The 23,311-nt window shown below is 67.6% G+C and carries 15 protein-coding genes; 8 read left to right on the top strand and 7 right to left on the bottom strand.

Annotation, left to right across the window (positions count from 1 at the left end):
* The first annotated feature begins 9 nt into the window (after positions 1-9).
* Entirely contained in the window at positions 10-843 is an 834-nt protein-coding gene (gene queF / locus AC1DQR_RS05495; protein WP_043343529.1) for an NADPH-dependent 7-cyano-7-deazaguanine reductase QueF, read from the top strand.
* A gap of 68 nt (positions 844-911) precedes the next feature.
* Here queF and AC1DQR_RS05490 read toward each other — a convergent pair whose 3' ends face one another.
* Complete coding sequence (locus AC1DQR_RS05490) at positions 912-2,426, bottom strand: amidase (protein ID WP_416047556.1); 1,515 nt, start codon at positions 2,424-2,426, stop codon at positions 912-914.
* A gap of 142 nt (positions 2,427-2,568) precedes the next feature.
* Entirely contained in the window at positions 2,569-3,699 is a 1,131-nt protein-coding gene (locus AC1DQR_RS05485) for a substrate-binding domain-containing protein (RefSeq protein WP_477132653.1), read from the bottom strand.
* Between the two features lie 160 nt (positions 3,700-3,859).
* Here AC1DQR_RS05485 and AC1DQR_RS05480 point away from each other — a divergent pair, with 160 nt between their 5' ends.
* The gene (locus AC1DQR_RS05480) at positions 3,860-4,273 is read left to right on the top strand and encodes a MarR family winged helix-turn-helix transcriptional regulator (protein ID WP_477132652.1); all 414 of its coding nucleotides are present in this window, start codon (positions 3,860-3,862) and stop codon (positions 4,271-4,273) included.
* A 28-nt stretch (positions 4,274-4,301) separates the two neighbouring features.
* On the opposite strand, the gene AC1DQR_RS05475 is transcribed toward AC1DQR_RS05480, so the two are convergent.
* Entirely contained in the window at positions 4,302-5,711 is a 1,410-nt protein-coding gene (locus tag AC1DQR_RS05475) for a carbohydrate porin (protein WP_416047553.1), read from the bottom strand.
* 209 nt (positions 5,712-5,920) lie between these two features.
* Here AC1DQR_RS05475 and AC1DQR_RS05470 point away from each other — a divergent pair, with 209 nt between their 5' ends.
* The 5 genes from AC1DQR_RS05470 to AC1DQR_RS05450 are packed head-to-tail and all read left to right on the top strand — an operon-like array spanning position 5,921 to position 11,358.
* Positions 5,921-6,643, top strand: coding sequence for a TetR/AcrR family transcriptional regulator (locus tag AC1DQR_RS05470; protein WP_416047552.1), 723 nt, complete (start codon positions 5,921-5,923; stop codon positions 6,641-6,643).
* Between the two features lie 27 nt (positions 6,644-6,670).
* Positions 6,671-7,669, top strand: coding sequence for an HlyD family secretion protein (locus AC1DQR_RS05465; protein ID WP_416047551.1), 999 nt, complete (start codon positions 6,671-6,673; stop codon positions 7,667-7,669).
* The gene (locus tag AC1DQR_RS05460) at positions 7,666-8,679 is read left to right on the top strand and encodes an ABC transporter ATP-binding protein (protein WP_416047550.1); all 1,014 of its coding nucleotides are present in this window, start codon (positions 7,666-7,668) and stop codon (positions 8,677-8,679) included. Before AC1DQR_RS05465 ends, AC1DQR_RS05460 begins: the two co-directional genes overlap by 4 nt.
* Positions 8,676-9,854: an ABC transporter permease gene (locus tag AC1DQR_RS05455; RefSeq protein ID WP_477132651.1), complete on the top strand. Its 1,179-nt coding sequence runs from the start codon at positions 8,676-8,678 to the stop codon at positions 9,852-9,854. Before AC1DQR_RS05460 ends, AC1DQR_RS05455 begins: the two co-directional genes overlap by 4 nt.
* Positions 9,855-9,864: 10 nt before the next feature.
* Positions 9,865-11,358 carry an efflux transporter outer membrane subunit gene (locus AC1DQR_RS05450; RefSeq protein WP_477132650.1) on the top strand — a complete coding sequence of 498 codons (1,494 nt, stop codon included), beginning with the start codon at positions 9,865-9,867 and terminating at the stop codon, positions 11,356-11,358.
* 83 nt (positions 11,359-11,441) lie between these two features.
* On the opposite strand, the gene AC1DQR_RS05445 is transcribed toward AC1DQR_RS05450, so the two are convergent.
* The 4 genes from AC1DQR_RS05445 to AC1DQR_RS05430 form a co-directional block, all read right to left on the bottom strand.
* On the bottom strand, positions 11,442-12,635 hold the full coding sequence (locus AC1DQR_RS05445; protein WP_416047547.1) for a pyridoxal phosphate-dependent aminotransferase: 1,194 nt from the start codon (positions 12,633-12,635) through the stop codon (positions 11,442-11,444).
* Between the two features lie 111 nt (positions 12,636-12,746).
* Positions 12,747-13,031, bottom strand: a complete 285-nt coding sequence (locus AC1DQR_RS05440; RefSeq protein WP_416047546.1) for a hypothetical protein — start codon at positions 13,029-13,031, stop codon at positions 12,747-12,749.
* Between the two features lie 225 nt (positions 13,032-13,256).
* A complete protein-coding gene (gene uvrA / locus AC1DQR_RS05435; RefSeq protein ID WP_416047545.1) occupies positions 13,257-19,148 on the bottom strand; it encodes an excinuclease ABC subunit UvrA in 5,892 nt (1,963 codons plus the stop codon).
* 354 nt (positions 19,149-19,502) lie between these two features.
* A complete protein-coding gene (locus AC1DQR_RS05430; protein ID WP_416047544.1) occupies positions 19,503-20,849 on the bottom strand; it encodes a cytochrome-c peroxidase in 1,347 nt (448 codons plus the stop codon).
* 230 nt (positions 20,850-21,079) lie between these two features.
* Between AC1DQR_RS05430 and acpA the strand changes: the two genes are divergently transcribed.
* Complete coding sequence (gene acpA, locus AC1DQR_RS05425; protein ID WP_416047543.1) at positions 21,080-23,233, top strand: acid phosphatase; 2,154 nt, start codon at positions 21,080-21,082, stop codon at positions 23,231-23,233.
* Positions 23,234-23,311 lie beyond the last annotated feature (78 nt).

Here is a 23,311-nt window from a genome sequence, read left to right as displayed (position 1 = left end):
GAGGCAACCATGAGCCTTCCCGAACAATCGCCGCTAGGCAAACCCTCGGCCTACAAGACCGAGTACGACCCGACGTTGCTGTTCCCGATCCCGCGCCAGCCCAAGCGCACGGAGATCGGGCTGGCGCAAGGCCGCGCGCTGCCGTTCTTCGGCGTGGACATCTGGAACGCGTACGAGCTGTCGTGGCTGAACATGAAGGGCAAGCCGCAGGTGGCGCTGGCCAGCTTCATCATTCCGGCCGACACGCCCAACATCGTCGAGTCCAAGTCGTTCAAGCTCTACCTGAATTCGTTCAACCAGAGCAAGATCGCCTCGCCCGAGGCGTTGCAGCAGCTGCTGCACCACGACCTGTCCGAGGCCACCGGCGGCACGGTGCAGGTGCGCCTGGTAACCGAGGCTGATCTCGGCACGCAGAAGATGGCCGAGCTGGACGGCGTGCAGCTGGACCGGCTCGACATCGAAACTGACATCTACGAGCCGGCGCCGCACTTGCTGCATGCCGCCCAGGACGAATCGCCGGTGGAAGAAACGCTGGTCTCGCACCTGCTCAAGTCGAACTGCCTGGTAACCGGCCAGCCGGACTGGGGCAGCGTGCAGATCCGCTACGTGGGCGCGCCGATCAACCAGGAAGGACTGCTCAAGTACCTGATCTCGTTTCGCAACCACAACGAGTTCCACGAGCAATGCGTGGAGCGGATCTTTACCGACGTGATGCGGCAGTGCAAGCCGGTGAAGCTGGCGGTTTATGCGCGCTATACGCGGCGCGGCGGGCTGGATATCAATCCGTTCCGCACCAACTTCAACACGCCGTGGCCGGACAACCGGCGCAACGCACGGCAGTGATGCCGTAGGCCTTGCAGCCAGCAGAGAAGAGAGAAGGCCCGGCGTGTGCGCCGGGCTTTTTTACGCCATCAGAACTTGTGCCAGTCTCCCGATTGCTCGAAGGCATGCGCGGCACGGTAGATGGTCGCCTCATCCCAATGCTTGCCCACCAGCATCAAGCCGATCGGCAGCCCGTTGCCCAGCCCGCAGGGCACACTCATGGCCGGATGGCCGGTGGCGTCGAACGGCGCCGTATTGACCACCATCTCGAAGGCGCGCTGGATCACTTCGGCCAGCGGCGCACCGGGCGCGGGAATCGGCTGCGCCTTCAAAGGCAAGGTCGGCATCAGCAGCAAGTCATAGCGCTGCAAGGTGTCGTCATAAGCCTGGCACAGCTGACGCGCGAGGTTCTGCGCCTTGGCATAGAAACGCCCGCCATACTGCTGCATGAAGAACTCGCCGACGAACATCGACAGCTTGAGCGAAGGGGAAAGCTGGTCCGCCTGCTCACGCCAGCCCGCATGGCGCTCCAGCAGGCTTGTAGTGTAAAGGCCCTTCCAGTTGAAGCCCATGCCGTTGCCATGCATCATCTGCGCCTGCAAGCCTTCCAGCGCGATCGGCGTCCAGATGGCGGCGCCGTCCAGATGCATGGGAATGCTGACTTCCTCCACCACCGCGCCAAGCCGCGCCAGGCGCTGGGCGCCCTCGCGTACCTTGGCATCGACATCAGCCTCGCTGTTGGCCAGGCCGAATCCTTCGCGCACCACGCCGATGCGCAAGCCCGCCACGCCCCTGCCGAGCGCCTCGGTATAGCGCTCGACCCTCGGCGCGTACTGGCGCGGGTCCAGGCCATCGGGACCGGCGATCACCTCCAGCAGCAAGGCGTTGTCAGCCACGGTGCGGGTCATCGGGCCCGTGTGGTCGATGGTGGATTCGATCGGCATGATGCCGGTATAGGGAACCAGCCCATGCGTGGGCTTCATGCCATAGCAGCCGGAAAACGCGGCGGGAATGCGGATCGAGCCGCCCTGGTCGCCGCCGATCGCCATTTCCACCTCGCCCGCCCCGACCAGTGCGCCGCAACCGGAGGACGACCCACCCGCGATATAGCCCATCCGATAGGGGTTGTGCACGGGGCCGGTGGCGTTGGTATGGCTGCCGCCGGACAGACAGAAGCACTCGCAATGCGCCTTGCCGACGATGGTGCCGCCGGCGTCGAGGATGCGCGTCACCACGGTGGCGTCGATATCGGGGACGTAGCCTTGCAGCGTCGATGAGCCGTTCATCATCGGCACCCCGGCCAGACAGATATTGTCCTTGAGCACGATCGAGCGCCCTGCCAGCGCGCCGCCGGCGGCCCCCTTCACTTCGGTCTTGACGTACCAGGCATTGAGGCGGTTTTCCTGGGGTGGTGGCTGGTAGCCCGCGCTGCGCGGGTACTTCGGCTCGGGCAGGAAGTCAGGCAGTTCGTCGACGCGGTCGTAGGCCTGGATGCTGCCTTCCATCAAGGCGAGGTACTCGGCGCATTCGGCCTCGCTCATCGTCATGTGCAGGCTGGCGATCAGCTCGCGCATCTGGGCCTGGGTGGGGCGCTTCACGGTCATGGCGTACTCCTGTGCAAGGTGGGAAAGGCATGAGAAGAATGGCCCGCAATCCTGGGGCAGCCGTCATATTATTTTCCAAAGAAATAATTTCCAAGGGAAATATTTGACGGCTAGGGAAAACCATGGCGACACGGCCGTGGACTCAGAGTTGCCTGACGACGTTGAAAAAGTGGCCGTTGGCCTCGGCAAGAAAAACCGGTTGCTGCACCCGTGCATTGCCGCGCCAGGACAGTCCGCGCACGCTGCGGAACACCAGCGGCGCGCTGCGCCGCGCACGCTGCGGCGCAGAAGCCAGCGCCGCCAGGAAGTGCACGCCATCGTAGACGGACTGCCCCAGCGCATTCAACACCGGTGCCCGTTCGCCAAAGCGGCCGTGATAGCGTTCCTTGAAGGCCATGTTGGCCTCGTTGGGCAGGGCGGCGAAATAGCCGGCGGCCGCGAACAACCCCTCGGTATTGGCGGCCCCGATGGCAAGCAAGCCGTTTTCCTCGATGGCGCACGACAGCCGGCGCACACGCCGCTGCAGGCCCGATGCGCCGAACTCGCGGTTAAAACGCACGGCATCCTGCCCGATCAGCGAAAGCAGGACCGCATCTGGCCGCAGCATCTCGATCTCCTGCAGGACCTTGCGATAGGACGCGCAACCGTGTTCCATATAGCGATCGGCCAGCACTTCCCCGCCCAGCGCCCTCAGTGCGCCGCTGGCCAGCCCGTGCGAGGCACGCGGCCAGACGCAGTCATTGCCGACGAACACCCAGCGGCGCGCGCGGTACTGGCGATACATCGCCGCCAGCGCGGGCAAGAGTTGCTGATCCGGTGTTTCGCCGATCGCGTAGACACCGGGCGCGCATTCGCCACCTTCGTAGAGCGGCGTATAGACAAACGGAATCCGCCCCCTCGTGGCGGCGCGCACGCGTGAGCGCACCGCGCTGGTATGCATGCCGACCACAGCGTCGATTTCGCCCTCGCGCACCAGGCCGCCGAGCAAGTCGGGGATATCGCGGCACTCGTCAACGGCGTTGAACACCTGGAGGCAGATCTCCCGCCCGCGTATGCCGCCCTGCCGGTTCAGTTCTTCCGCCGCGAGCTGCGCGCAGGCGCGTGCCGACGGGCCCCAGATCCCTGCGGCGCCCCGCACCGGCACTAGCAGGCCGACGTTCAGGCAATCGGCGCGGCGCGCGCCGTAGCCAGCCGGCGGCGCATCGACCAGGCAGGTCAAAGCCGGGTCGTCCGACGCCGGGGCGCAACTGGGCTGCAGTGGCTTCCATTGCATGGCTTCGTCTCCTTGCCGGGCGGGGCGGCAACGCCGCGTCTTGTCAGCGCGCCTCGATCCGCAAGAATAGCAAGCGAGGACAAGGCCAGAAAGCTTTCCTGGGAAAGTTTTCCCGTATTTTTCCCGTATACTAACGCAGTGTTTCACGCAGGCCTGCCCCATGAGCGATTTCGACAGCTACCTAGCCCAACTCCTGTCACGCGCCCACATCGCCGTCCACGCCCGACTGGAACAGGCGCTGGCGGCGGAAGGCGTACAGGTCGAACATTGGAAAGTACTGCGGGTGCTGGCTGACGAGCAAGGGCACGCCATGGGCGAGGTGGCCCAGGCGCTGGCGATGCATCCGCCCACCCTGACCAAGCTGGTTGACCGCATGATCGGCCATGGCCTGGCCATGCGCAGCCCCGACCTGCACGACAACCGCCGCGTGCTGCTTTACGCCACCGACGATGGACTGGCGCTGTCCAAGCGGCTCAATCGGCTGGTGCAGCAGCATGAGGACGGCATCGTGCGCAGCCTTGGGCCCGCCAAGGCGAAACAGCTCAGGGCATTGTTGAGCGCGCTGGGCGACTGAACCACCGGCAAGGCGCAGCGCCCGGGACTCAGAACTCCGCGTGAAGGCGCACGCCGTAGAACATCGCCGGGCCGCGGTCGCGGTTGTAGCCAGGATTGCGGATGTACTGGAAATCCGGGCTGATGCTCAGGTACTTGACCGGCTGGAAGCTATAGAACAGCTCAACGACTTGCTCAGGACCATAGCGCAACGCGCCATCGCCAAGAAAGGCGCCCTGCCCGCCGGCGGCCAGGTAAGCCTGGTGCCGCGACCCCAGCATATTCACCGACATCGCCAACCCAACCACATCGCGCGGCCGGCCCCACGCATTGCCGTTGAGCACGCCGCCGATGGCGACCTGGCGGCCGATTTCCGTAAAGGCGTAGGTCTCGGTCTTGTCGTCCGACATATTGGCGCGCGCGAACACGCCGAGCGATTCGTTGACCCGTTGCATCAGCGACAATCCCGCGCCGATCTTGGCGTGCTCCTCGCGCACATTGGCCACGTCCGGCGCGGCGCCAGTGGCGGCGCCGAGTTGCACCGCATCGCTGAACGCGCCCATGCGCGCCTTGTTGCGCCAGAGCAGCAGGCGCGCCACGCCGGGCTGGCCGGCCAGGTTGTAGCGCTTCTCGAACTCGAGGATGTCGCCATAGTGCTGGAACATCCGCGTATCGAGCTCCAGCCCGTTGGACTCCAGCGGTTGCAGGAAGCGGCCAAGCCGCACCGACCACATGTCGCCGATGTACTCGAGCGCTACGCCCCAGTTGTAGCCGCGCGCATCGGCCGGGTAATCGAAGGAGCCGTGCGCCATGAACGACCAGTTCATGAACTGGGTGCGCGGGTCGGAACCGTACTCGTTCTGGTCGAACACATCGAGCACGCCGAAGTTGCCGGCGGTCAGCACCACGCGGCGCTTGTCGACGCTGCCGGCCAGCTGGTTGAAATCGGCGTCCAGCTGTTCGCTGCCGCCGCCCAGCCCCCAGGTCTGGCGGACAAACGCGCGCGCCCGGTAGAACACCGGATTGGTGCTGGAGACCTTGGCCAGCTCGCCGTTGCTCAGCCCGCCCAGGCCGTGCAGCTCGGAAAACGGCACGCCCTGCGTCACCTCCGGGTTGAAGTGGAACTCCGCACCGCGCCACAGTCGCAAGCCAAGATCGAGCGTGGTGCTGAACGAGTAGCTCTTGGCGCGGTCCGCCGTCAGGCTGTTGGCGCCGGAGTAGGCCGCGCCGAAGGACGGCTTGCGCTGCCAGATATAGGTGGTCTGGCCATGGAAGGCGTAGTCCTCGGGGGCATCGGCCTGCGCGGGTGCGTCGCTGCTTGTCCCGGCTTTTTCCTGCGCCTGTGCGGGCATGGCCGCCATGCCGGCAAGGCCGGCCAGCGACAAGGCCACACCCGCCAGGCGAGTGGCAAAGAACAGGCGTAGCCGCGCTGGGGCGGCGTGGAAGCGACAAAGCGGCATGAAAAAAATCCGGGGAACAGCAGCAGGCACATGAATGGGCAAGCCCGGCTGGGGGGCGGACGAAGCATAGCCAAGCGTTTATGACATGTCTACCTTGCATTGCTGCGACGCAACATAGCGAGAAGGCAAGTGGCTGAAACACCACGCTGTAATTGGCCTTGAATTAATTAATTCATGAATTAATATTATCTGCAGATTCAGGAGCCGCCATGCCGCCTGCTACTGCCACCCCGCCCCCAAGCCGCCGTCCGGGCCGGCCTGCCGCCGGGCATGGGGGCAGCGCGGGCCAGCGCGGGCAATTGCTCGACGCCGCCACCGAGCTGTTCGCCCAGCGCGGCGTTGCCGCCACGCCGATCAAGACCATCGCTATCCATGCTGGCGTCACCCCGGCGCTCGTGCACTACTACTTCCGCGATCGCGACCAGTTGCTTGACGCGGTGGTCGACGAGCGCCTGCAGCCGCTGGTGGAACAGGTGTTCGCGCCGGCCGCCGCCGACAGCGCGGACGCAGCAGCCATGCTGGTGGGCATCGCCGGGCGGCTGATCCGCACCGCCGCCGCCACGCCATGGTTTCCCGGGCTGTGGATCCGCGAGATCGTTGGCGCGGACGGCCAGCTGCATCAGCGCGTGCTGCAGAAGATCGCGCTGCAGCGCGCCGGCCTGGTGATCGGCCCGCTGGCGGCGGCGCGCGCGCGCGGCGAGATCAACGCCAGCCTGGAGCCCGCGCTGCTGATGGTGTCGCTGATCGGCCTGACGCTGCTGCCGCTGGCCACCACCCATATCTGGCGCCGCCTGCCCGGCGCCGGCACCATCGACAGCGAGGCGCTGGTGCGCCACGTGAGCGCGCTGCTGGCGCACGGCCTGGGGGTACCGCCGATCGCGCCGATCGCGCCGATACCGCGGCCCGGGCCGGTCACGCCGCCGCCCGCCTGAACCCAGCCTGCCCGTCACGGAGCCCGCATGCCTCGCCACGCTCAGCCTCATTCCTCCCGCCCTGTCCCGAACCTGCGTGCGGGCTGGCCATCGGCCGCCCTGATCGGCGCGGCGCTGCTATCTGCCTGTGGCGAGCCTGCACCACCCTCCTGGCAAGGCTATGTGGAGGGCGAATTCGTCAGCGTGGCCTCCCCCTTTGCCGGCCGGCTGGACCAGATCTCCGTCCAGCGCGGGCAGCAGGTGGCAGGTGGCGCGCCGCTGTTCGCGCTGGAGGCCGACGACGAGCGCGCGGCCCGGCAGCAAGCGGCGGAACAAGTGCGTGTGGCCGAGTCCCAGCTTGCCGACCTGCAGACCGGCAAGCGCGTGCCGGAAGTCGACGTGAGCCGAGCCCAGCTGGCGCAGGCGCAAGCCGCCTCGTTGCGCAGCGCCGCGCAACGCAAGCGCGACGAAGCCCAGTACGCCATCGGCGGGATCGCGCTGGCGCAGCTGGAAGAGAGCCTCGCCACCGCCGCCTCCGACGCCGCCCGCGTGCGCGAGCTGCAGCGCGATATCGACGTGGCCCGGCTGCCGGGACGCACCGCGCAGCAGGCGGCCCAGCAAGCCCAGGTGGCCGCCGCGCGCGCCGCGCTGGCGCAGGCCGAGTGGAAGCTGTCGCGCAAGACCGTGAGCGCGACCCAGGCCGGCCTGGTCTACGACACGCCCTTCCGCCTTGGCGACTGGGTGCCAGCCGGCAGCCCGGTGGTGCGGCTGCTGCCACCGGGCAACGTCAAGGTGCGCTTCTACGTGCCGCAGGCCGTGCTCGGCGCGTTCAAGAACGGCGAGGCCGTGCGCGTGCGCTGCGATGGCTGCGCCGCGCCCATTGCGGCCATTGTCACCTACATCTCCAGCCAGGCCGAGTACACGCCGCCAGTGATCTACAGCAATGAAACGCGCAACAAGCTGGTGTTCCTGGTGGAAGCGCGGCCCGCACCGGCCGACGCGCCGAAGCTCCATCCGGGCCAGCCGGTCGAGGTGGCAAGGCCATGAACGCGACCGTTGCTCCCCTGGACGGCGGGCCCGGCAAAGCCAGCGCCCTGGCCATCGACGTGCACGGCATCAACAAGCACTACGGTGACAAGCACGTCGTCAACAACCTGACGATGCAAGTCGCGCGCGGCGAGATCTTTGGCTTCCTCGGCCCCAACGGCAGCGGCAAGACCACGTCCATCCGCATGATGTGCGGGCTGCTGACGCCGGACTCGGGCACCGGCACCTGCCTGGGCTACGACATCCTGCGCGAGACCGCCGAGATCAAGCGGCGCGTGGGGTACATGACGCAGAAGTTCTCCTACTGGGACGATCTCTCCATCCGCGAGAACCTGGATTTCGTGGCGCGCGTGTATGGCATGCCGCGCCGGCGCGAGGTGGTGGACCAGGCGCTCGAGCACCTCGGCCTGGCCAGCCGCGCACAGCAACTGGCCGGCGCGCTCTCGGGCGGCTGGAAGCAGCGCCTGGCGCTGGCCGCCTGCCTGCTACATGAACCGGAACTGTTGCTGCTGGACGAGCCCACCGCCGGGGTCGACCCGAAGGCGCGCCGCGATTTCTGGGAGCAACTGCACCAGCTAGCCGCGCGCGGCATCTCGGTGCTGGTCAGCACGCACTACATGGATGAAGCCGAGCGTTGCCACAAGCTCGCCTATATCGCCTACGGCAAGCTGCTGGCGCAGGGCACGGCAAGCGAAGTGGTGGCCAGCCAGAAGCTCGTCACCTGGAGCGTGCAGGGCGAGCAGCTTTCCACGTTGTCGGATCAGCTCAAGGGTGCGCCGGGCGTGGAGCAGACCGTGGTGTTCGGCAGCGCGCTGCACATCACCGGGCACGATGCGCCCGCGCTGGAGGCCACGCTGCGCCGCATTGCCGGCCCGCAGCACCGGATCGAACCGATCGAGACCAGCCTGGAAGACGTCTTCATCCACATGATGAGCGGCGCTGAGGACAATATGCGCGCGGGCAAGGAAATGCAAAAAACCGGGCAGGACGGCAAGGAGGCCCGGGCATGACGCGCGACGCAGGCGAACCGGCCAAGGCAACCAACCGCGCACGCTTCCCGCTCTCCTTTCAGCGCTGGTGGAGCATCGTGCTCAAGGAGTTCCTGCAACTGCGGCGGGACCGCGTTACCTTCGGCATGATCGTCGGCCTGCCCATCGTGCAGCTGATGCTGTTCGGCTTCGCCATCAACACCGATCCGCGCCACCTCACCACTGCGGTCATCGCCGCGGACCAGAGCGAGTTCACCCGCTCCTTCGTGGCCGGCATGCAGGCAACCACCTACTTCAACGTGGTCGGCACCCTGCCCGACGAAGCCGCCGGGCGCGAGGCGCTGATGAAGGGCGAGGTGCAGTTCGTGCTCAGCATCCCGCCCGACTTCACCAGCCGGCTGCTGCGCGGCGAACGCCCGGCGCTGCTGGTGGAGGCCGATGCCACCGACCCGTCCGCCACCGGCTCGGCCATCGCCGCGCTGTCGCAGCTGCCGTTCTCGGTCGCGGACAAGGACCTGCAGGGCGCGCTGGCGCATCTGGCGGGCGGCAAGCCGCCCTTCGACGTGCAGGTGCAGCGGCTTTATAACCCGGAGGGACTCACGCAGTACAACATCATTCCCGGATTGATGGGCGTGATCCTGACCATGACCATGGTCATGATGACGGGCCTGGCAATGACCCGCGAACGCGAGCGCGGCACCATGGAAAACCTGCTTGCCACGCCGGTCAGGCCGCTGGAGGTGATCAGCGGCAAGATCGTGCCCTACATCTTCATCGGCCTGATCCAGTCCACCATCATCCTGCTGGCCGCGCGCTGGGTCTTCGGCGTGCCCTTTGTCGGCTCGGTGGTCGCGGTCTACCTGGCGGCGCTGCTGTTTATCGCCGCCAACCTGACCGTGGGCATCACACTGTCGTCGCTTGCGCAAAACCAGTTGCAAGCGGTGCAGCTGACGTTCTTTTACTTCCTGCCGAACCTGCTGCTGTCGGGGTTCATGTTTCCCTTCCAGGGGATGCCGCGCTGGGCGCAGGCCATTGGCAACGTGCTGCCGATGACCTACTTCAACCGCCTGATCCGCGGGATCCTGCTCAAGGGCAACAGCTGGACCGAGCTATGGCCGAACGTGTGGCCGATGGCCCTGTTCACGGTCGTCGTCATGACCATTGCAGTGCGTTTTTATCGCCGCACGCTGGATTGAGGAGCCTGCCATGCAAGCCTCGCCACACGGTAAATCCACATCCCGCACGGTCCTCGCCGTACTGGCGGCTGCCATGCTTTCGGCATGCGCGGTGGGCCCGGACTTCACCGAGCCGGCCGCGCCCGCCGCGCCGTCCTATACCGAGGGCACGCAGCCAACGCGCACCAGCGCCGCCGACGCACCGCACGGCCAGGCGCAAACGCTGGAGAGCGGCGCCGACGTGCCGGCGCAATGGTGGACGCTGTTCCGCAGCCCCGCGCTGGACCGCACCATCCGCGCGGCGCTGGATGCCAGCCCAACGCTGGCGCAAGCACAGGCCCGCATCGAACAGGCGCGCCAGGAACTGGTGGCCACCACGGGCGCGCGCCTGCTGCCGCGGGTGGACGCCAAGCTCAACACCACGCGCCAGCAGGTCGACTTCAACTCGCTCGGCATCACCGCCTTTCCCAGTCCCGGGCCGTTCACGCTGTACGGCGCCAGCGTGGAAATCTCCTACACGCTCGACCTGTTCGGCGGCCAGCGCCGCGAGCTGGAAGGCCTGCGCGCGGCGGTGGACTACCAACGCTTCGAGCTGGAAGCCGCACGCCTGACGCTGGCCGGCAACGTGGCCACGGCCGCCATCCGCGAGGCTGGCTTGCGCGCGCAGATTGCCGACACCGAGGCCATCGTGGCGGCGCAGCAGCGCCAGCTCGCCATCACCGAGCAACGCTTGCGCGCAGGCGGCGTGGCGCAGGTGGACGCGCAGCGCCAGCGCAATGAACTGGCGCAGAGCCAGGCCTTGCTGCCGGGCCTGGTGCAGCAGCTTGCGGCCACGCGGCATCAGCTTGCCGTGTACCTGGGACAGGCGCCCGCGAGCGCCCAGCTGCCCGAGTTCCGGCTGGAGGATCTCACCTTGCCCGCCACGCTTCCGGTAAGCCTGCCCTCCGCCATGGCGAGGCGGCGCCCGGATATCCGCGCGGCCGAGGCGCTGCTGCACCAGGCGTCAGCCAATATCGGCGTGGCCACCGCGCAGCTCTACCCGCAGCTCACGCTGTCCGGCAGCGCCGGCACGCAGGCGCTCTCCGCGCGCGATCTGTTTGGCAGCCTCAACGTGTGGTCGCTGGCCGCGGGGCTGGCGCAGCCGGTGTTCCGGGGCGGCGAGCTGGTGGCGCGCAAGCGCGCGGCGCAAGCGGCCTACGCGCAATCGCTCGCGGCCTACCAGCAAACGGTGCTGCAGGGCCTGCGTGAAGTCGCGGATTCGCTGCGCGCGCTGGAGGCCGATGCCAACACCTTGCAGGCGCGCGCCGACAGTGCGAAGCAGGCCGCCGATACGCTATCGATCGTGACCGGCCAGTATCGTCTCGGCGGCGTCAGCCAGCTTGCGGTGCTCGATGCCGAGCGGCAGTACCGGCAGGCCGCGCTTTCGCTGTCGCAGGCTACCGCCAGCCGCTTTACCGATTCCGCGGCGCTGCTGCAGGCGCTGGGGGGCGGCTGGTGGCAGGCAGAGGCGGCCGCTGCGCAGTGAAGTGCTAGTGCTAGTGCTAGCGGTGCCGTCTCGACATGAAGATGGCGCACGCCAGCCCGAGCGCACCGCGAGCGGCGCGGCGCTCAACGCCCCAGAAACCCGCGCAACCGTCGCACACCCTCATCCAGCCTCGCCGGATCACACGCATAGCACCACCGCACAAAGCCCTCCCCCTCGTCCCCGAACGCGCTCCCCGGCGCCAGCCCGAGCCGTGCCTCGCGCACCAGCTGCTTGCACAGCGCCAGGCTGTCGCTGGCGCCGGCCAGCCGGAAGAACACATACATGGCGCCCTCGGGCGCATGCACATCCACGCCCGGCACCACAGCCAACGCACCCACCAGGTGATCGCGCGCCGCGCGCAGCCTGCCGACCAGTTCACGGGTAAAGGCCTCGCCCTCCCGCACCGCCACAATGCCGGCTTCCTGCACGAAGGACGGCGCGCACGATGTGTTGTACTCAACCAGCTTGCCCAGGTCGTCGGTAAGCGCCGCGGGCAGCACCATCCAGCCCAGCCGCCAGCCAGTCATCAACCAGGCCTTGGAGAACGAGTTGACGCAGATCACCCGCTCGTCGCGGCTGGCGATATCCAGGAACGACGGCGCGATGGCGCCATCGCCTTCGCCGTAATACAGCCGTTCGTACACTTCATCGGCAATGATCCAGATGCCATGGCGCCGGCAGTGCGCGAGCACCGCTTGCTGGTCCGCGCGCGACATCACCCAGCCGGTAGGGTTGTTCGGCGAGTTGATCATCAGCAAGCGCGTATCAGGCGTCAGCGCGGCCAGCAGCTTGTCCAGATCCAGGGTCCAGCCGTGCGTGCCGTAATCGAGCGAGACGGTTTCCACTTCGGCGCCAAGGATCTTGGGGATTTCCACCAGGTTGGGCCACAGCGGCGTGACGGCAACCGCGCGGTCGCCGGGCCCGGCCACCAGTTGGGCAGCCAGCATCAGCGCGTTGACGCCGGCGCTGGTCACCACCACATTGTCCAGGGCGGTGGCGCCATGCAGTGCGCTGACGTAGTCGGCCAGCGCGCTGCGCAGCGGGGCGATGCCCAGGTTGTGCGTGTAGAACGTCGCCCCGCCGGCCAGTGCCCGGCTGGCGGCGTCGCGGATAAAGGCGGGCGTGACCTGGTCGGATTCGCCGAACCAGAAGGGCAGCACGTCGGGCAGGCCGATGCCAGCATTGGCCACCTCGCGGATGCGCGAGGCGCGCAGGTGATGGACGGTGGCGCGGGCTGCGGCCGGGGCGCACGCAAAGCCGGACGGGCTGGTGGACATCTGAGCTCCTTGCGGTGTAAGGGTCGGACTGCGGGTCGGACTACGGAACCCACAGAGCGTACCGCAAAGGCACTGCCGCCGGTATGCCCGGCAGCATGCCGAGCTGGCTGGCTAACGCCCGGGCCCGGCGGAATCGTCCTGCTGCGGCCAGCCGGGTTTCATCCGCAGGCCAAAGCTGCTGCGCGGCTGCACGTCGCGCTCGGGGCGCAGTGCGTATTGGTCATGGTTGACCTGCGGCGCGGTGGTGGCTTGCTGAACGGCCCGGGAGGTTGGCGTCGGCGCCGAGGCCGCGCGCTTGCCCGCCTTGGCAGGCGCGCGTGGGCCGCTAGCGTCCGATGCGGCAGCGGGTGCCGCCAGCGCGGACGTGCTGGCCAGGGCGAGCCAAAGCGCCGTCACGATGGCGGGTAGGGAGAGGAGGGAGAAAAGGGAAAGGGGTTTTGCTATCACGCTGTCATGCGGCGGCTACGCATGGCCCGCCCGGCCGCCACCTCTGTGGCGCACGGCTGGACCGGCGGCGGCCACCAGTTGCTGAATCCGTCATTGTGTCAGCTACCGGGGCCGCCGGGTGAAAACGGCCTGCAGCCTCGCCCTCCGGGTAGGGGCGAGGCCGCCACGCTGGCTTTACTGCGCCGCCGCAAGGCGGTGCCTGGCGTCGTTGCCGCTCTCTGGCGTTGCCTTGCCAGCCGCCTTGCCGCGGGCCAGCACCGGCGCCAGCGCCGCGCCGGTGTGGCTGGCCCGCACCCGCACCAGCCCCTCGGGATCGGTCGCGGCGACAATGCCGCCACCCGCCACGCCGCCTTCCGGGCCCAGGTCGAGGATCCAGTCGGCCTCGGCGATCACGTCGAGATCATGCTCGATCACCACCACGCTGTGCCCGCCATCGGCCAGCCGGTGCAGCACGCGGATCAGCTTGGCCACGTCGGCCATGTGCAGGCCCACGGTAGGTTCATCCAGCACGTACAGCGTATGCGGCGCCTGCTGCCCACGGCGGGTGATGTCGTCCCGCACCTTGGACAGCTCGGTCACCAGCTTGATGCGCTGCGCCTCGCCGCCGGACAGCGTGGGCGACGGCTGGCCCAGCGTCAGGTAGCCCAGGCCCACGTCCTTCATCAGCTGCAGCGGGTGCGCGATATTGGACATGGCGGAGAAGAACTCCACCGCCTCGTCGATCTCCATCGTCAGCACGTCGCCGATATTCTTGCCGCGCCAGGTAACCGCCAGCGTCTCCGGGTTGAAGCGCTGGCCATGGCAGACATCGCAATGCACCTTCACGTCCGGCAGGAAGCTCATGCCGATGGTGCGCACGCCCTGCCCCTCGCAGGCCGGGCAGCGCCCGTCGCCGGTGTTGAAGGAAAAGCGCGAGGCGGAATAGCCGCGCGCCTTGGCCTCCAGCGTCTGCGCGAACAGCTTGCGGATGGTGTCCCACACGCCGATATACGTGGCCGGGCAGGAGCGCGGCGTCTTGCCGATCGGGGTCTGGTCGACCTCCAGCACGCGGTCGATGCTCTCATACCCGGTGATGGACTCGCAGCCCTGCCAGTTGTGCGTGACCTCCAGCTTGCGGCGCGGCTCGGTGCGCGCCGTGGCCTGCGAGCGCGCGGGCGCCTCGCTGCCCGCCGCCTTGCGCGCGCGCCGCGTGGCCGGCGACGACATYACCGAGCGSCCCACSGCGTCSAGCAGGTTGGCCATCAGCACATCGCGCGCCAGCGTGGACTTGCCGGAACCGCTGACGCCCGTGATGGCGACCAGCCGCGCCAACGGAATGCTGGCGGTCACGTTGCGCAGGTTGTGCTTCGTGGCGTGATGCACGGTCAGCCAGCGCTCGGGTACGGCCTCGCCGTTCTTGCCCGCCGGCTTCACCTCACGGCGCGGCTGCAACGGATGCAGGATCGGATGGGCGAGAAACTGTCCGGTCAGCGAATCCGCACTGGCCGACAGCGCGGCCACGCCGCCTTGCGCCACCAGCGTGCCGCCGCGCTTGCCGGCGCCAGGACCGATGTCGATGATATGGTCGGCGCGGCGGATGGTGTCCTCGTCGTGCTCCACCACCACCAGCGTGTTGCCCTTCTCGCCGAGCTTGCGCAGGGCGCCGAGCAGGATCTGGTTATCGCGCGGATGCAGGCCGATGGTGGGCTCGTCAAGCACGTAGCACACGCCCTGCAGGTTGCTGCCAAGCTGCGCCGCCAGCCGGATGCGCTGCGCCTCGCCGCCGGACAAGCTAGGCGCGGCGCGGTCCAGGCTCAGGTAGCCCAGGCCGACCTCCTCCAGGAACTGCAGGCGGCTGCGGATCTCGCTCACCACGTCGCGCGCGATCTCGCCTTCGCGCCCGGCCAGGTGCAGGCCCTGCACCCAGCGGTGCGTGTCGGACACCGTCCACTGCGCCACTTCCACGATGGGGTGCGCGTCGAAGGTGACCGCGCGCGCCACCGGGTTCAGCCGCGTGCCGCCGCAATCCGCGCACGGGGTATCGGCAACGTCATCGGGCTCTTGCTGCTCCGAGGGCAGCGTCTGCTCGCGCCCGCGGTTGTCGTCGGCCATCACGGTATCGTCGTAGGCCGCACGCTGCTCGCGCGTGAGGGTCAGGCCGGTGCCCACGCAGCTGGTGCACCAGCCGTGCTTGCTGTTGTAGGAGAACAGGCGCGGGTCCAGTTCCGGATAGCTGGTGCTGCACACCGGGCAAGCGCGCTTGGTCGAGAACACCGTGGTGCTGCCGACGCGAGCGGTGCCGCCGTTGCCCATGGCATGCTGCAGGCCATCGAGCGGCGCCAGCAGGTGCATCACGCCCTTGCCGGCTTCCAGCGCCTGCCCGAGCAGCGCGCGCAATGCGGCTTCGTTGTCCGCGGACACGATGATGTCACCCACCGGCAGTTCAATGGTGTGCTCGCGGAAACGGTCCAGGCGCGGCCATGGGTCCACCGGCAGGAATTCGCCGTCCACGCGCAGGTGCGTGTTGCCGCGCGCCTTGGCCCATTTGGCCAGGTCGGTATAGACCCCCTTGCGGTTGACCACCAGCGGCGCCAGCAGGCCCACATGCTGGCCCTTGTAGTCGCGCAGCAACTGCGCCGCGATGGACTCGGGGCTTTGCGAGGTGACTGGCGTGCCGTCGTGGATGCAATGCTGGATGCCCAGCTTCACATACATCAGCCGCAGGAAGTGCCAGACCTCGGAAGTGGTCGCCACCGTGCTCTTGCGGCCGCCACGCGACAGGCGCTGCTCGATGGCCACCGTGGGCGGAATGCCGTACACCGCATCCACCTCCGGCCGCCCGGCGGGCTGCACGATGGAGCGCGCGTAGGCATTGAGGGATTCGAGATAGCGACGCTGCCCTTCATGGAACAGGATGTCGAAAGCAAGCGTGGATTTGCCCGATCCCGACACACCGGTGATGACGTTGAACTTGCCATGCGGGATATCGACGTTGAGCGCCTTCAGGTTGTGCTCGTGCGCGTTGACGATGCGCACCACGTCCTCGCCCTCGATGGCGCGGCGCGCGCGCGCCGCGCGCAAGGCGGCCTGCAAGGGCACGCCCGCGTCCTCCGCGACAAAGGCATGGCCGACGGCGCGGTCGTATTGCAGCAGCGCCTTGCCGGTGTGCGAGTGCGCGCAGCGCTTGACGTCTTCCGGCGTGCCCACGCACAGCACTTCACCGCCCGCGTCGCCGCCCTCGGGGCCGAGGTCGATGATCCAGTCGGCGGCGCGCACCACGTCGAGGTTGTGCTCGATCACGATCAGCGAGTGGCCGCCATCGAGCAGCTTGCCGAAAGCGCGCATCAGCTTGGCGATGTCGTCGAAGTGCAGCCCGGTGGTGGGCTCGTCGAACATGAACAGCTTGCATTCGTACGGCATCGGCTTGACGCGCGTATTGCTCGCCTGCGCGGTCTCGGCCAGGTAGCCGGCCAGCTTCAGCCGCTGGGCCTCGCCCCCCGACAATGTTGGCACCGGCTGGCCCAGCTTCACATATTCCAGGCCCACGTCGACGATCGGCTGCAGCACGCGCAGCACCGCCGCGTCGCCGGCAAAGTACGCCACGGCCTCGCTCACGGTCAGCTCGAGCACATCGGCCACGCTGAGCGCGCGCGGCGGCTGGCCCGGCAGCGCGCGCTCGATCTTTACTTCGAGGATTTCAGCGCGGTAGCGCCGGCCATCGCAATCCGGGCAGCGCAGGTAGACGTCGGAGAGGAACTGCATCTCGACGTGCTCGAAGCCCGAGCCACCGCAGGTGGGGCAGCGCCCGTCGCCGGAATTGAAACTGAACATGCCGGCGGTATAGCTGCGCTGCAGCGCCATGGGCGCCTTGGCGAACAGCTTGCGGATCTCGTCGAAGGCCCCCACATAGCTGGCCGGGTTGGAGCGCGCGGTCTTGCCGATGGGCGACTGGTCGACGAACACCACATCGGCCACCTGTTCCGCGCCGGTGAGGCTGCGAAAGGCGCCGGGCGCATCCGTGGACTTGCCGAACTGGCGCGCCATGGCGGGATACAGCACGTCCTGCAGCAAGGTGGACTTGCCCGAGCCGGAAACGCCGGTCACGCACACCAGGCGCTGCAGCGGGATCTCCACGGTGACGTCACGCAGGTTGTGCTCGGAGGCGCCTTCGAGCACGATGCGCGGCGTCGCAGCGTCGACCGTGCGCGGCATCCAGCGGGAGAGATCGGTCACCTGGCGATGGCCGGCAAGATATTCGCCGGTGAGCGTGCCCGAGCCGCGGATATCGGCAGGCGTGCCGTCAAAGATGATGTTGCCACCGCGCTCGCCCGGCCCGGGGCCCATGTCGATCAGCCGGTCTGCCGCGAGCATCACCGAAGGATCGTGCTCCACCACCACTAGCGTATTGCCGGCGTCACGCAGGCGATGCATGGCCTCGACGATGCGGTTCAGGTCGCGCGGGTGCAGGCCGATGCTGGGCTCGTCCAGCACGAACAGCGTCTTGACCAGCGAGGTGCCGAGTGCGGTGGTCAGGTTGATCCGTTGCACCTCGCCGCCGGACAGCGTGCGGCTCTGGCGGTCCAGCGTGAGGTAGCCCAGGCCCACATCGCACAAATATTTCAGGCGTGTGCGCACCTCGGCCAGCAACAGCTTGAGCGCGTCATCGAGCATCAGGCTCGGCAGCGTGAGCTCGTCGAAGAACTTGCGGATGCGCTCGATCGGCATCAGCATCAGATCGTGCACGGTGAGGCCCGGCAGCGCTTCGAGCTGCGTGCGGTCCCAGTCCACGCCGCGCGGCAGGAAGCGCTTCTCCGGCGCGCATACGGCGTCCGCACCCGGCTTGCTGCCCAGGCGCCACAACAGCGCCTCGGTCTTCAGCCGCGCGCCGCCGCAGGTCTCGCACGGCGTATAGCTGCGGTACTTCGATAGCAGCACGCGGATATGCATCTTGTACGCCTTCGACTCCAGGTAGTCGAAGAAGCGCTTGACGCCATACCAGTGGGTATTCCACTTGCCGTTCCAATCCGGCGAGCCGTCGATGACCCAGGCGCGCTCGGCCGGGGTAAGGCTTGACCACGCCACGTCGCGCGGGATGCCCGCCTTGGCGGCGTAGCGCATCAGGTCGTCCTGGCACTCCTTCCAGGCCGGCGTCTGCATCGGCTTGATGGCGCCGCCGCGCAGCGTCTTGCGCTCGTCCGGGATCACCAGTCCGAGGTCCACGCCAATCACGCGGCCGAAGCCGCGGCAGGTCTCGCAAGCACCGTAGGCGGAGTTGAAGGAGAACAGCGCGGGCTGCGGATCGGCATAGCGGATATCGCTTTCCGGGCTGTGCAGGCCGGTCGAGAACCGCCACACCTGCGCCTGCGCGCCCTCGTCCGCCGCGTCGATCACGTAGACGTTGACACGGCCGCTGCCGCGCTTGAGCGAGGCCTCGATGGCTTCCAGCACCCGCACCTTTTCGGTATTGCCCAGGCGGAAGCGGTCGGCCACCACGTCCAGCACCTTGCGCGGGCCGGTGGGCGAGGCCACCACGCGCTGCGCCTGCACGCGTGTGTAGCCGCTGACGGAGAGCCACTGCTCGATCTCGGCATCGGTGGTGGTTTCCGGCAGTTCCACCGGGAAGGTGACAACCAGGCGCGGATCGCCCTGGGCGGCACGTGCTTGCAGCTCCGCGTAGATGGTCTCCGGCGAGTCATGCCGCACAGGCTGCGCGGTCTGGCGGTCGAACAGCTCGGCGGCGCGCGCGTACAGCAGCTTCAAGTGATCGTTGAGCTCCGTCATCGTGCCGACCGTGGAGCGCGAGCTGCGCACCGGGTTGGTCTGGTCGATGGCGATGGCCGGCGGCACGCCGTCCACCCGGTCCACCTGCGGCCGGTCCATGCGGTCCAGGAACTGGCGCGCATAGGCGCTGAAGGTTTCGACATAGCGCCGCTGCCCTTCGGCGTAGAGCGTATCGAACACCAGGCTCGATTTGCCCGAGCCCGACGGCCCCGTCACCACGGTCATTTCGCCGGTGTGCAGATCGAGGTCGAGATTCTTGAGATTGTGCTGACGGGCTCCGCGGATACGGATGACACCGGATGACATGGGATGCGTCCTTTAAAGCGTGGCTTGCGAGTGGCTAGCTGATAGCTTGCGTGCGGCATGCGATTGGCGAAGACAGGCCTGGCAGGGCACACGGGCCCCGGGAGCGCGGCGAAAGCCATCGCGAATCGCGGTATTGGTACGGTCAGGCCGCTATCCTATCCCGAAGGACGGCAGCGTGCCGCGCGCTGAAGTGTGGCGCTGACATCTCCTGACAGCACGGTGTCAGGAGGAAATGGGGACGGATTGAAAAAAGGAAAGGCCTGCGAGGCGCCCGGCACGTTGCCGGGCGCTTGCCCACCCGCCAATGCGTGCTAACCCGTAAGTACCGGCAAACAGCCACTGCCGCCCGGCCCCTCAACGGGTTGCAGGCAAGCGGTAGCCGTCGTTGAGGGTCTTCAGGAACGCGATGACGTCGCGGATCTCCGCCTCCGACAGGGCGCCCTTGCTGCCAGGCGCGCCGCCGAACGGAGGCTCCATATTGACGTTGTCACGATACCGCACCGGCAGGTCGTCGAACTTGTCGATGCTGCCGTCGGCCTTGCGCGGGTACCACTTACCGGGATTGCTGTCCCGTTGCACGTAGAAACGCAACACCTCTTCCAGCGAATGAAGGGCGCCGTTGTGGAAGAAGGTCTTACGTTGCGCCACGTTGCGCAGGCCAGGGGTGCGAAACAGGCCACAGTACTCGGCGCGCGCCTTCAGGTCCGTGCGATCCGGCCCGCACAGGCCCATGTCGAAGAAGGCCGGATCGGCATTGACCGCCAGCTTGCGGTTGCGCGGCACGCCCAGCGCGATGAAGCCAAAATCGCTGAAGGCGGGAAAGACGCCATCGGCGCTGATCGCGCTGGGGTGGCAGGCCGCGCAGTTGCCCTTGGCGGGATCGTTGAACAGGCGCAGGCCGCGCGCTTCCTGCTCGCTCAGCTTGACCTGCCGCCGCAGGAACGCATCGTACTTGCTGCTGTAGGGATAGAACTCGGACGGCGTTTCCTGGAACACCTCGAGCGCCATCAGCGCGGCCTGGAAGGCTACCTCGTCGCGCTCCAGGATGTCGGCGCCAAACACCTCGCGCAGGGTCTGCACATGCTTGCCGGTGCGCAGCCTGACGGCCACCGCTGCCGCGTCCGCGTTCGCCATCTCATGCGGTGACAGCAAGGGAATGCCGGCCTGCTCGTGCGTGGAAGACGCCCGCCCGTCCCAGTTGTGGCCGCCGGTGGGACCCTGGTCTTCGCTGTCGTTGCCGTCGTTCTCGTGGAAATGCTCGGAGAACGGCGGCACGTTCTGCACATAGCGCAGCGACGGCGCCGCGCGCGCGCCGGCGCGCAGCATGTCGGGGCCGCCCCGTTGCACCGACAGGCCGTTGGCCGGCCCATAGGCGTGTTCCGGGCTGTGGCAGCTTGCGCACGCGAGCCGGCCGGACGCCGACAAGGCGGGATCAAAGAACAGCGCCTTGCCAAGCGCGGCCATGGCCGGCACCTGCGGCCGGCGCGTTGCCATCATGGTGTAGAACGCGTCGGCATAGGCTGGCCGCGAAGGCGCGGCGACCTGGCTGGCAGCCGGCGTGGATGCCGGGGCCGCGGCCACGCCCTCCTTTCCGGACTTGCCACAGCCCGCCAGGGTCAGGGCGAAAGACAGCAGCAAGGCCCCCGTGGCAAGGCGGCGGATCGGGGAAGGAACTGGCGGCAGAACAAAGCACGGTGGCATCTGTGCGGCGAAGTGGAATGGCCAGGGCGGGATGAGTGCGGCAGCCCAGGCACAGGAGATTCAGGAACGGGCCGCCACGCTAGCACGCGTGCATGACAACGGCGTGTCATGCGTGGCCGGATGTCGCTTTCTCGTCCCGGCGCCATCATCAATCTGACATGGAGCGGCGCGAGAATCGCGCGGCTGTCCCAAAAAAAACCGCCTTACACATAACGAAAAAAGGATATTCCATGCGCCGAGCCTTAAGACTTTATCCCCTTGCAGCGGTGGCCGCCGCTGCCATGGCCGCCTGCGGCGGCAGCGACTCCGGGAGCGGAAGCACGCCCGCAGCCGTCACCACCTCGGGCGTGGTGACCGGCAGCTATTTCGAGCACGCCAAGGTCTGCATCGATGCCAACAACAATGGCAAGTGCGAAAGCACGGAGACCAGTACCTACACCGACAAGAACGGCGCCTTTACGCTCACCGGCCAGGGCGCGATCGCCGCCGAGATCGGCAGCGACGCCTTCCGCAACGATGACACCGGCGGCCACGCAGCCGTGACCCGTCCGCTGGTGTTCCGCGCACCGGCCAGCGCCAACGGCGTGCTCAGCGCCATCACGACCGAACTGGTCGCGCTCATGGAGTCCAACGGTGGCGACCTCACCGCGGCCAAGGCACGTCTGGCCGCCCGCATCGGCGTGACGGCGGACAAGCTGCTGACCGACCACAACAAGGAAACCGACAAGACCATCAAGGCGACCCTGCAGGCGGAGATCGATCAGACCATCGACCTGATCGCCGACTCGGTGGCCGGCGGCGGCGACATCGCCCAGGCGCTGCGCGACGGCGTCGCCAAGCGGGTCGCCCTCGACAACATCAAGACCGTGGTGGTGATCTATGCCGAGAACCGCGGCTTCGATAATCTCTACGGCCTGTTCCCGGGCGCCAACGGCGTGCCCGGCGTGAACCCCACCTCGACCGGCACCGTCGAGCCGCAGAAGGACTTCGATGGCTCCGTGCTGCCGGTGCTGCCGCCGACCTGGGGCGGGCTCACCGCAGCAGGCCAGGGCGTGCAACTGCCGCAGGCCAGCACCGCCAACTGGGCGAACAAGCCGTTCCAGATCGACACGCCGCTCGCGTCCGGCGGCATCAACGGCAGCAACGTGGAGATTGCGCAGTCCGTCACCACGCGCGACCTGGTGCACCGCTTCTATAACAACCAGATGCAGATCAACGGCGGCAAGAACGACAAGTACGCCGCGTTCTCGGACGCCGGCGGCCTGACGATGGGCTATTACGACGGCAGCCAGATGCAGATGTGGCAGCTCGCCAAGCAATATGTGCTGGCCGACAATTTCTACATGGGTGCCTTTGGCGGCTCGTTCCTGAACCACCAGTACCTGATCTGCGCCTGCGCGCCGCAGTACCCGAACGCCGACGCGGCCACCTCGCCGGCCAAGAACTCGATCTCCGCGATCGACGTCGACGCCAACGGCAACTTCGTGCGCCTGACCCCCGGCACCGGCAACCCCACCTCGGTCCTCTCCGGCAAGGCGGTGTACCAGAACGACAGCACGCTGACGCCCAAGGACGCCAGCGGCATGTTCTACGCGGTCAACACCATGCAGCCGGACTACCAGCCGAGCGGCAACAAGCCCGCCACCACCGATGCCACAGGCCTCTACGCCGACCCCACCAAGGCGACCACGCTGCCGCCGCAGACCCAGACCACCATCGGCGACCTGCTGAACGCGCGCGGCGTGAGCTGGGCCTGGTACGCCGGTGCCTGGGCCAAGGCCACGCAGGACCCGACCGCCATCTATAACAACACGGTGCCCAACTTCCAGGCGCACCACCAGCCGTTCAACTACTACGCCAACTTTGACCCGGTCACCCAGGCCGCCAACCGCAGCGCGCACCTGAAGGACTTCGACAGCCAGTTCCTGCAGGATGCCGCTGCCGGCAACCTCCCTGCGGTCACCTTCTACAAGCCGCAGGGCAACCTGAACCAGCACCCCGGCTACGCGAGCGTGGCCGACGGCGACAAGCATATCGCCAGCGTGATCGCGCAGCTCCAGCAGAGCCCGCAGTGGAAGAACATGCTGATTCTCGTCACCTACGACGAAAACGGCGGCTTCTACGACCACGCGCAAGTGCCCACCGGCGACCGCTGGGGCCCGGGCACGCGCATCCCGGCGATCCTGGTGTCGCCGTATGTGAAAAAGGGCTTTGTCGACCACACGCAATACGACACGGCCTCGGCGCTGCGCTTCATCACCCGCCGCTTTGTCCTGCCGACCCTGCCGGGCCTGCAGCAACGCGATACCGCCCTGCTCGCCAACAAGGGCAAGGCCATGGGCGACCTGACCAACGCGCTGGACTTCACCGCCATGCCGCACTGAGCACGCACGGCGCCTTCGAGGGGCCAAGAAACAAAAAACCCCGGGAATCAACGACTCCCGGGGTTTTTCGTTTGCCGG

It is taken from the genome of Cupriavidus sp. 05L411, assembly GCF_056398045.1.
Note: the sequence above shows the minus strand (reverse complement) of the source record. Positions and strands in the feature narration are given on the sequence as shown.

Coding starts and splice junctions, on each gene's coding strand:
- AC1DQR_RS05475 (WP_416047553.1), bottom strand. CDS start 5,711: ATGCCGCTTTGTCGCTTCCACGCCGCCCCAGCGCGGCTACGCCTGTTC.
- AC1DQR_RS05470 (WP_416047552.1), top strand. CDS start 5,921: ATGCCGCCTGCTACTGCCACCCCGCCCCCAAGCCGCCGTCCGGGCCGG.
- acpA (WP_416047543.1), top strand. CDS start 21,080: ATGCGCCGAGCCTTAAGACTTTATCCCCTTGCAGCGGTGGCCGCCGCT.
- queF (WP_043343529.1), top strand. CDS start 10: ATGAGCCTTCCCGAACAATCGCCGCTAGGCAAACCCTCGGCCTACAAG.
- AC1DQR_RS05455 (WP_477132651.1), top strand. CDS start 8,676: ATGACGCGCGACGCAGGCGAACCGGCCAAGGCAACCAACCGCGCACGC.
- AC1DQR_RS05480 (WP_477132652.1), top strand. CDS start 3,860: ATGAGCGATTTCGACAGCTACCTAGCCCAACTCCTGTCACGCGCCCAC.
- AC1DQR_RS05450 (WP_477132650.1), top strand. CDS start 9,865: ATGCAAGCCTCGCCACACGGTAAATCCACATCCCGCACGGTCCTCGCC.
- AC1DQR_RS05445 (WP_416047547.1), bottom strand. CDS start 12,635: ATGTCCACCAGCCCGTCCGGCTTTGCGTGCGCCCCGGCCGCAGCCCGC.
- AC1DQR_RS05490 (WP_416047556.1), bottom strand. CDS start 2,426: ATGACCGTGAAGCGCCCCACCCAGGCCCAGATGCGCGAGCTGATCGCC.
- AC1DQR_RS05465 (WP_416047551.1), top strand. CDS start 6,671: ATGCCTCGCCACGCTCAGCCTCATTCCTCCCGCCCTGTCCCGAACCTG.
- AC1DQR_RS05430 (WP_416047544.1), bottom strand. CDS start 20,849: ATGCCACCGTGCTTTGTTCTGCCGCCAGTTCCTTCCCCGATCCGCCGC.
- AC1DQR_RS05485 (WP_477132653.1), bottom strand. CDS start 3,699: ATGCAATGGAAGCCACTGCAGCCCAGTTGCGCCCCGGCGTCGGACGAC.
- AC1DQR_RS05460 (WP_416047550.1), top strand. CDS start 7,666: ATGAACGCGACCGTTGCTCCCCTGGACGGCGGGCCCGGCAAAGCCAGC.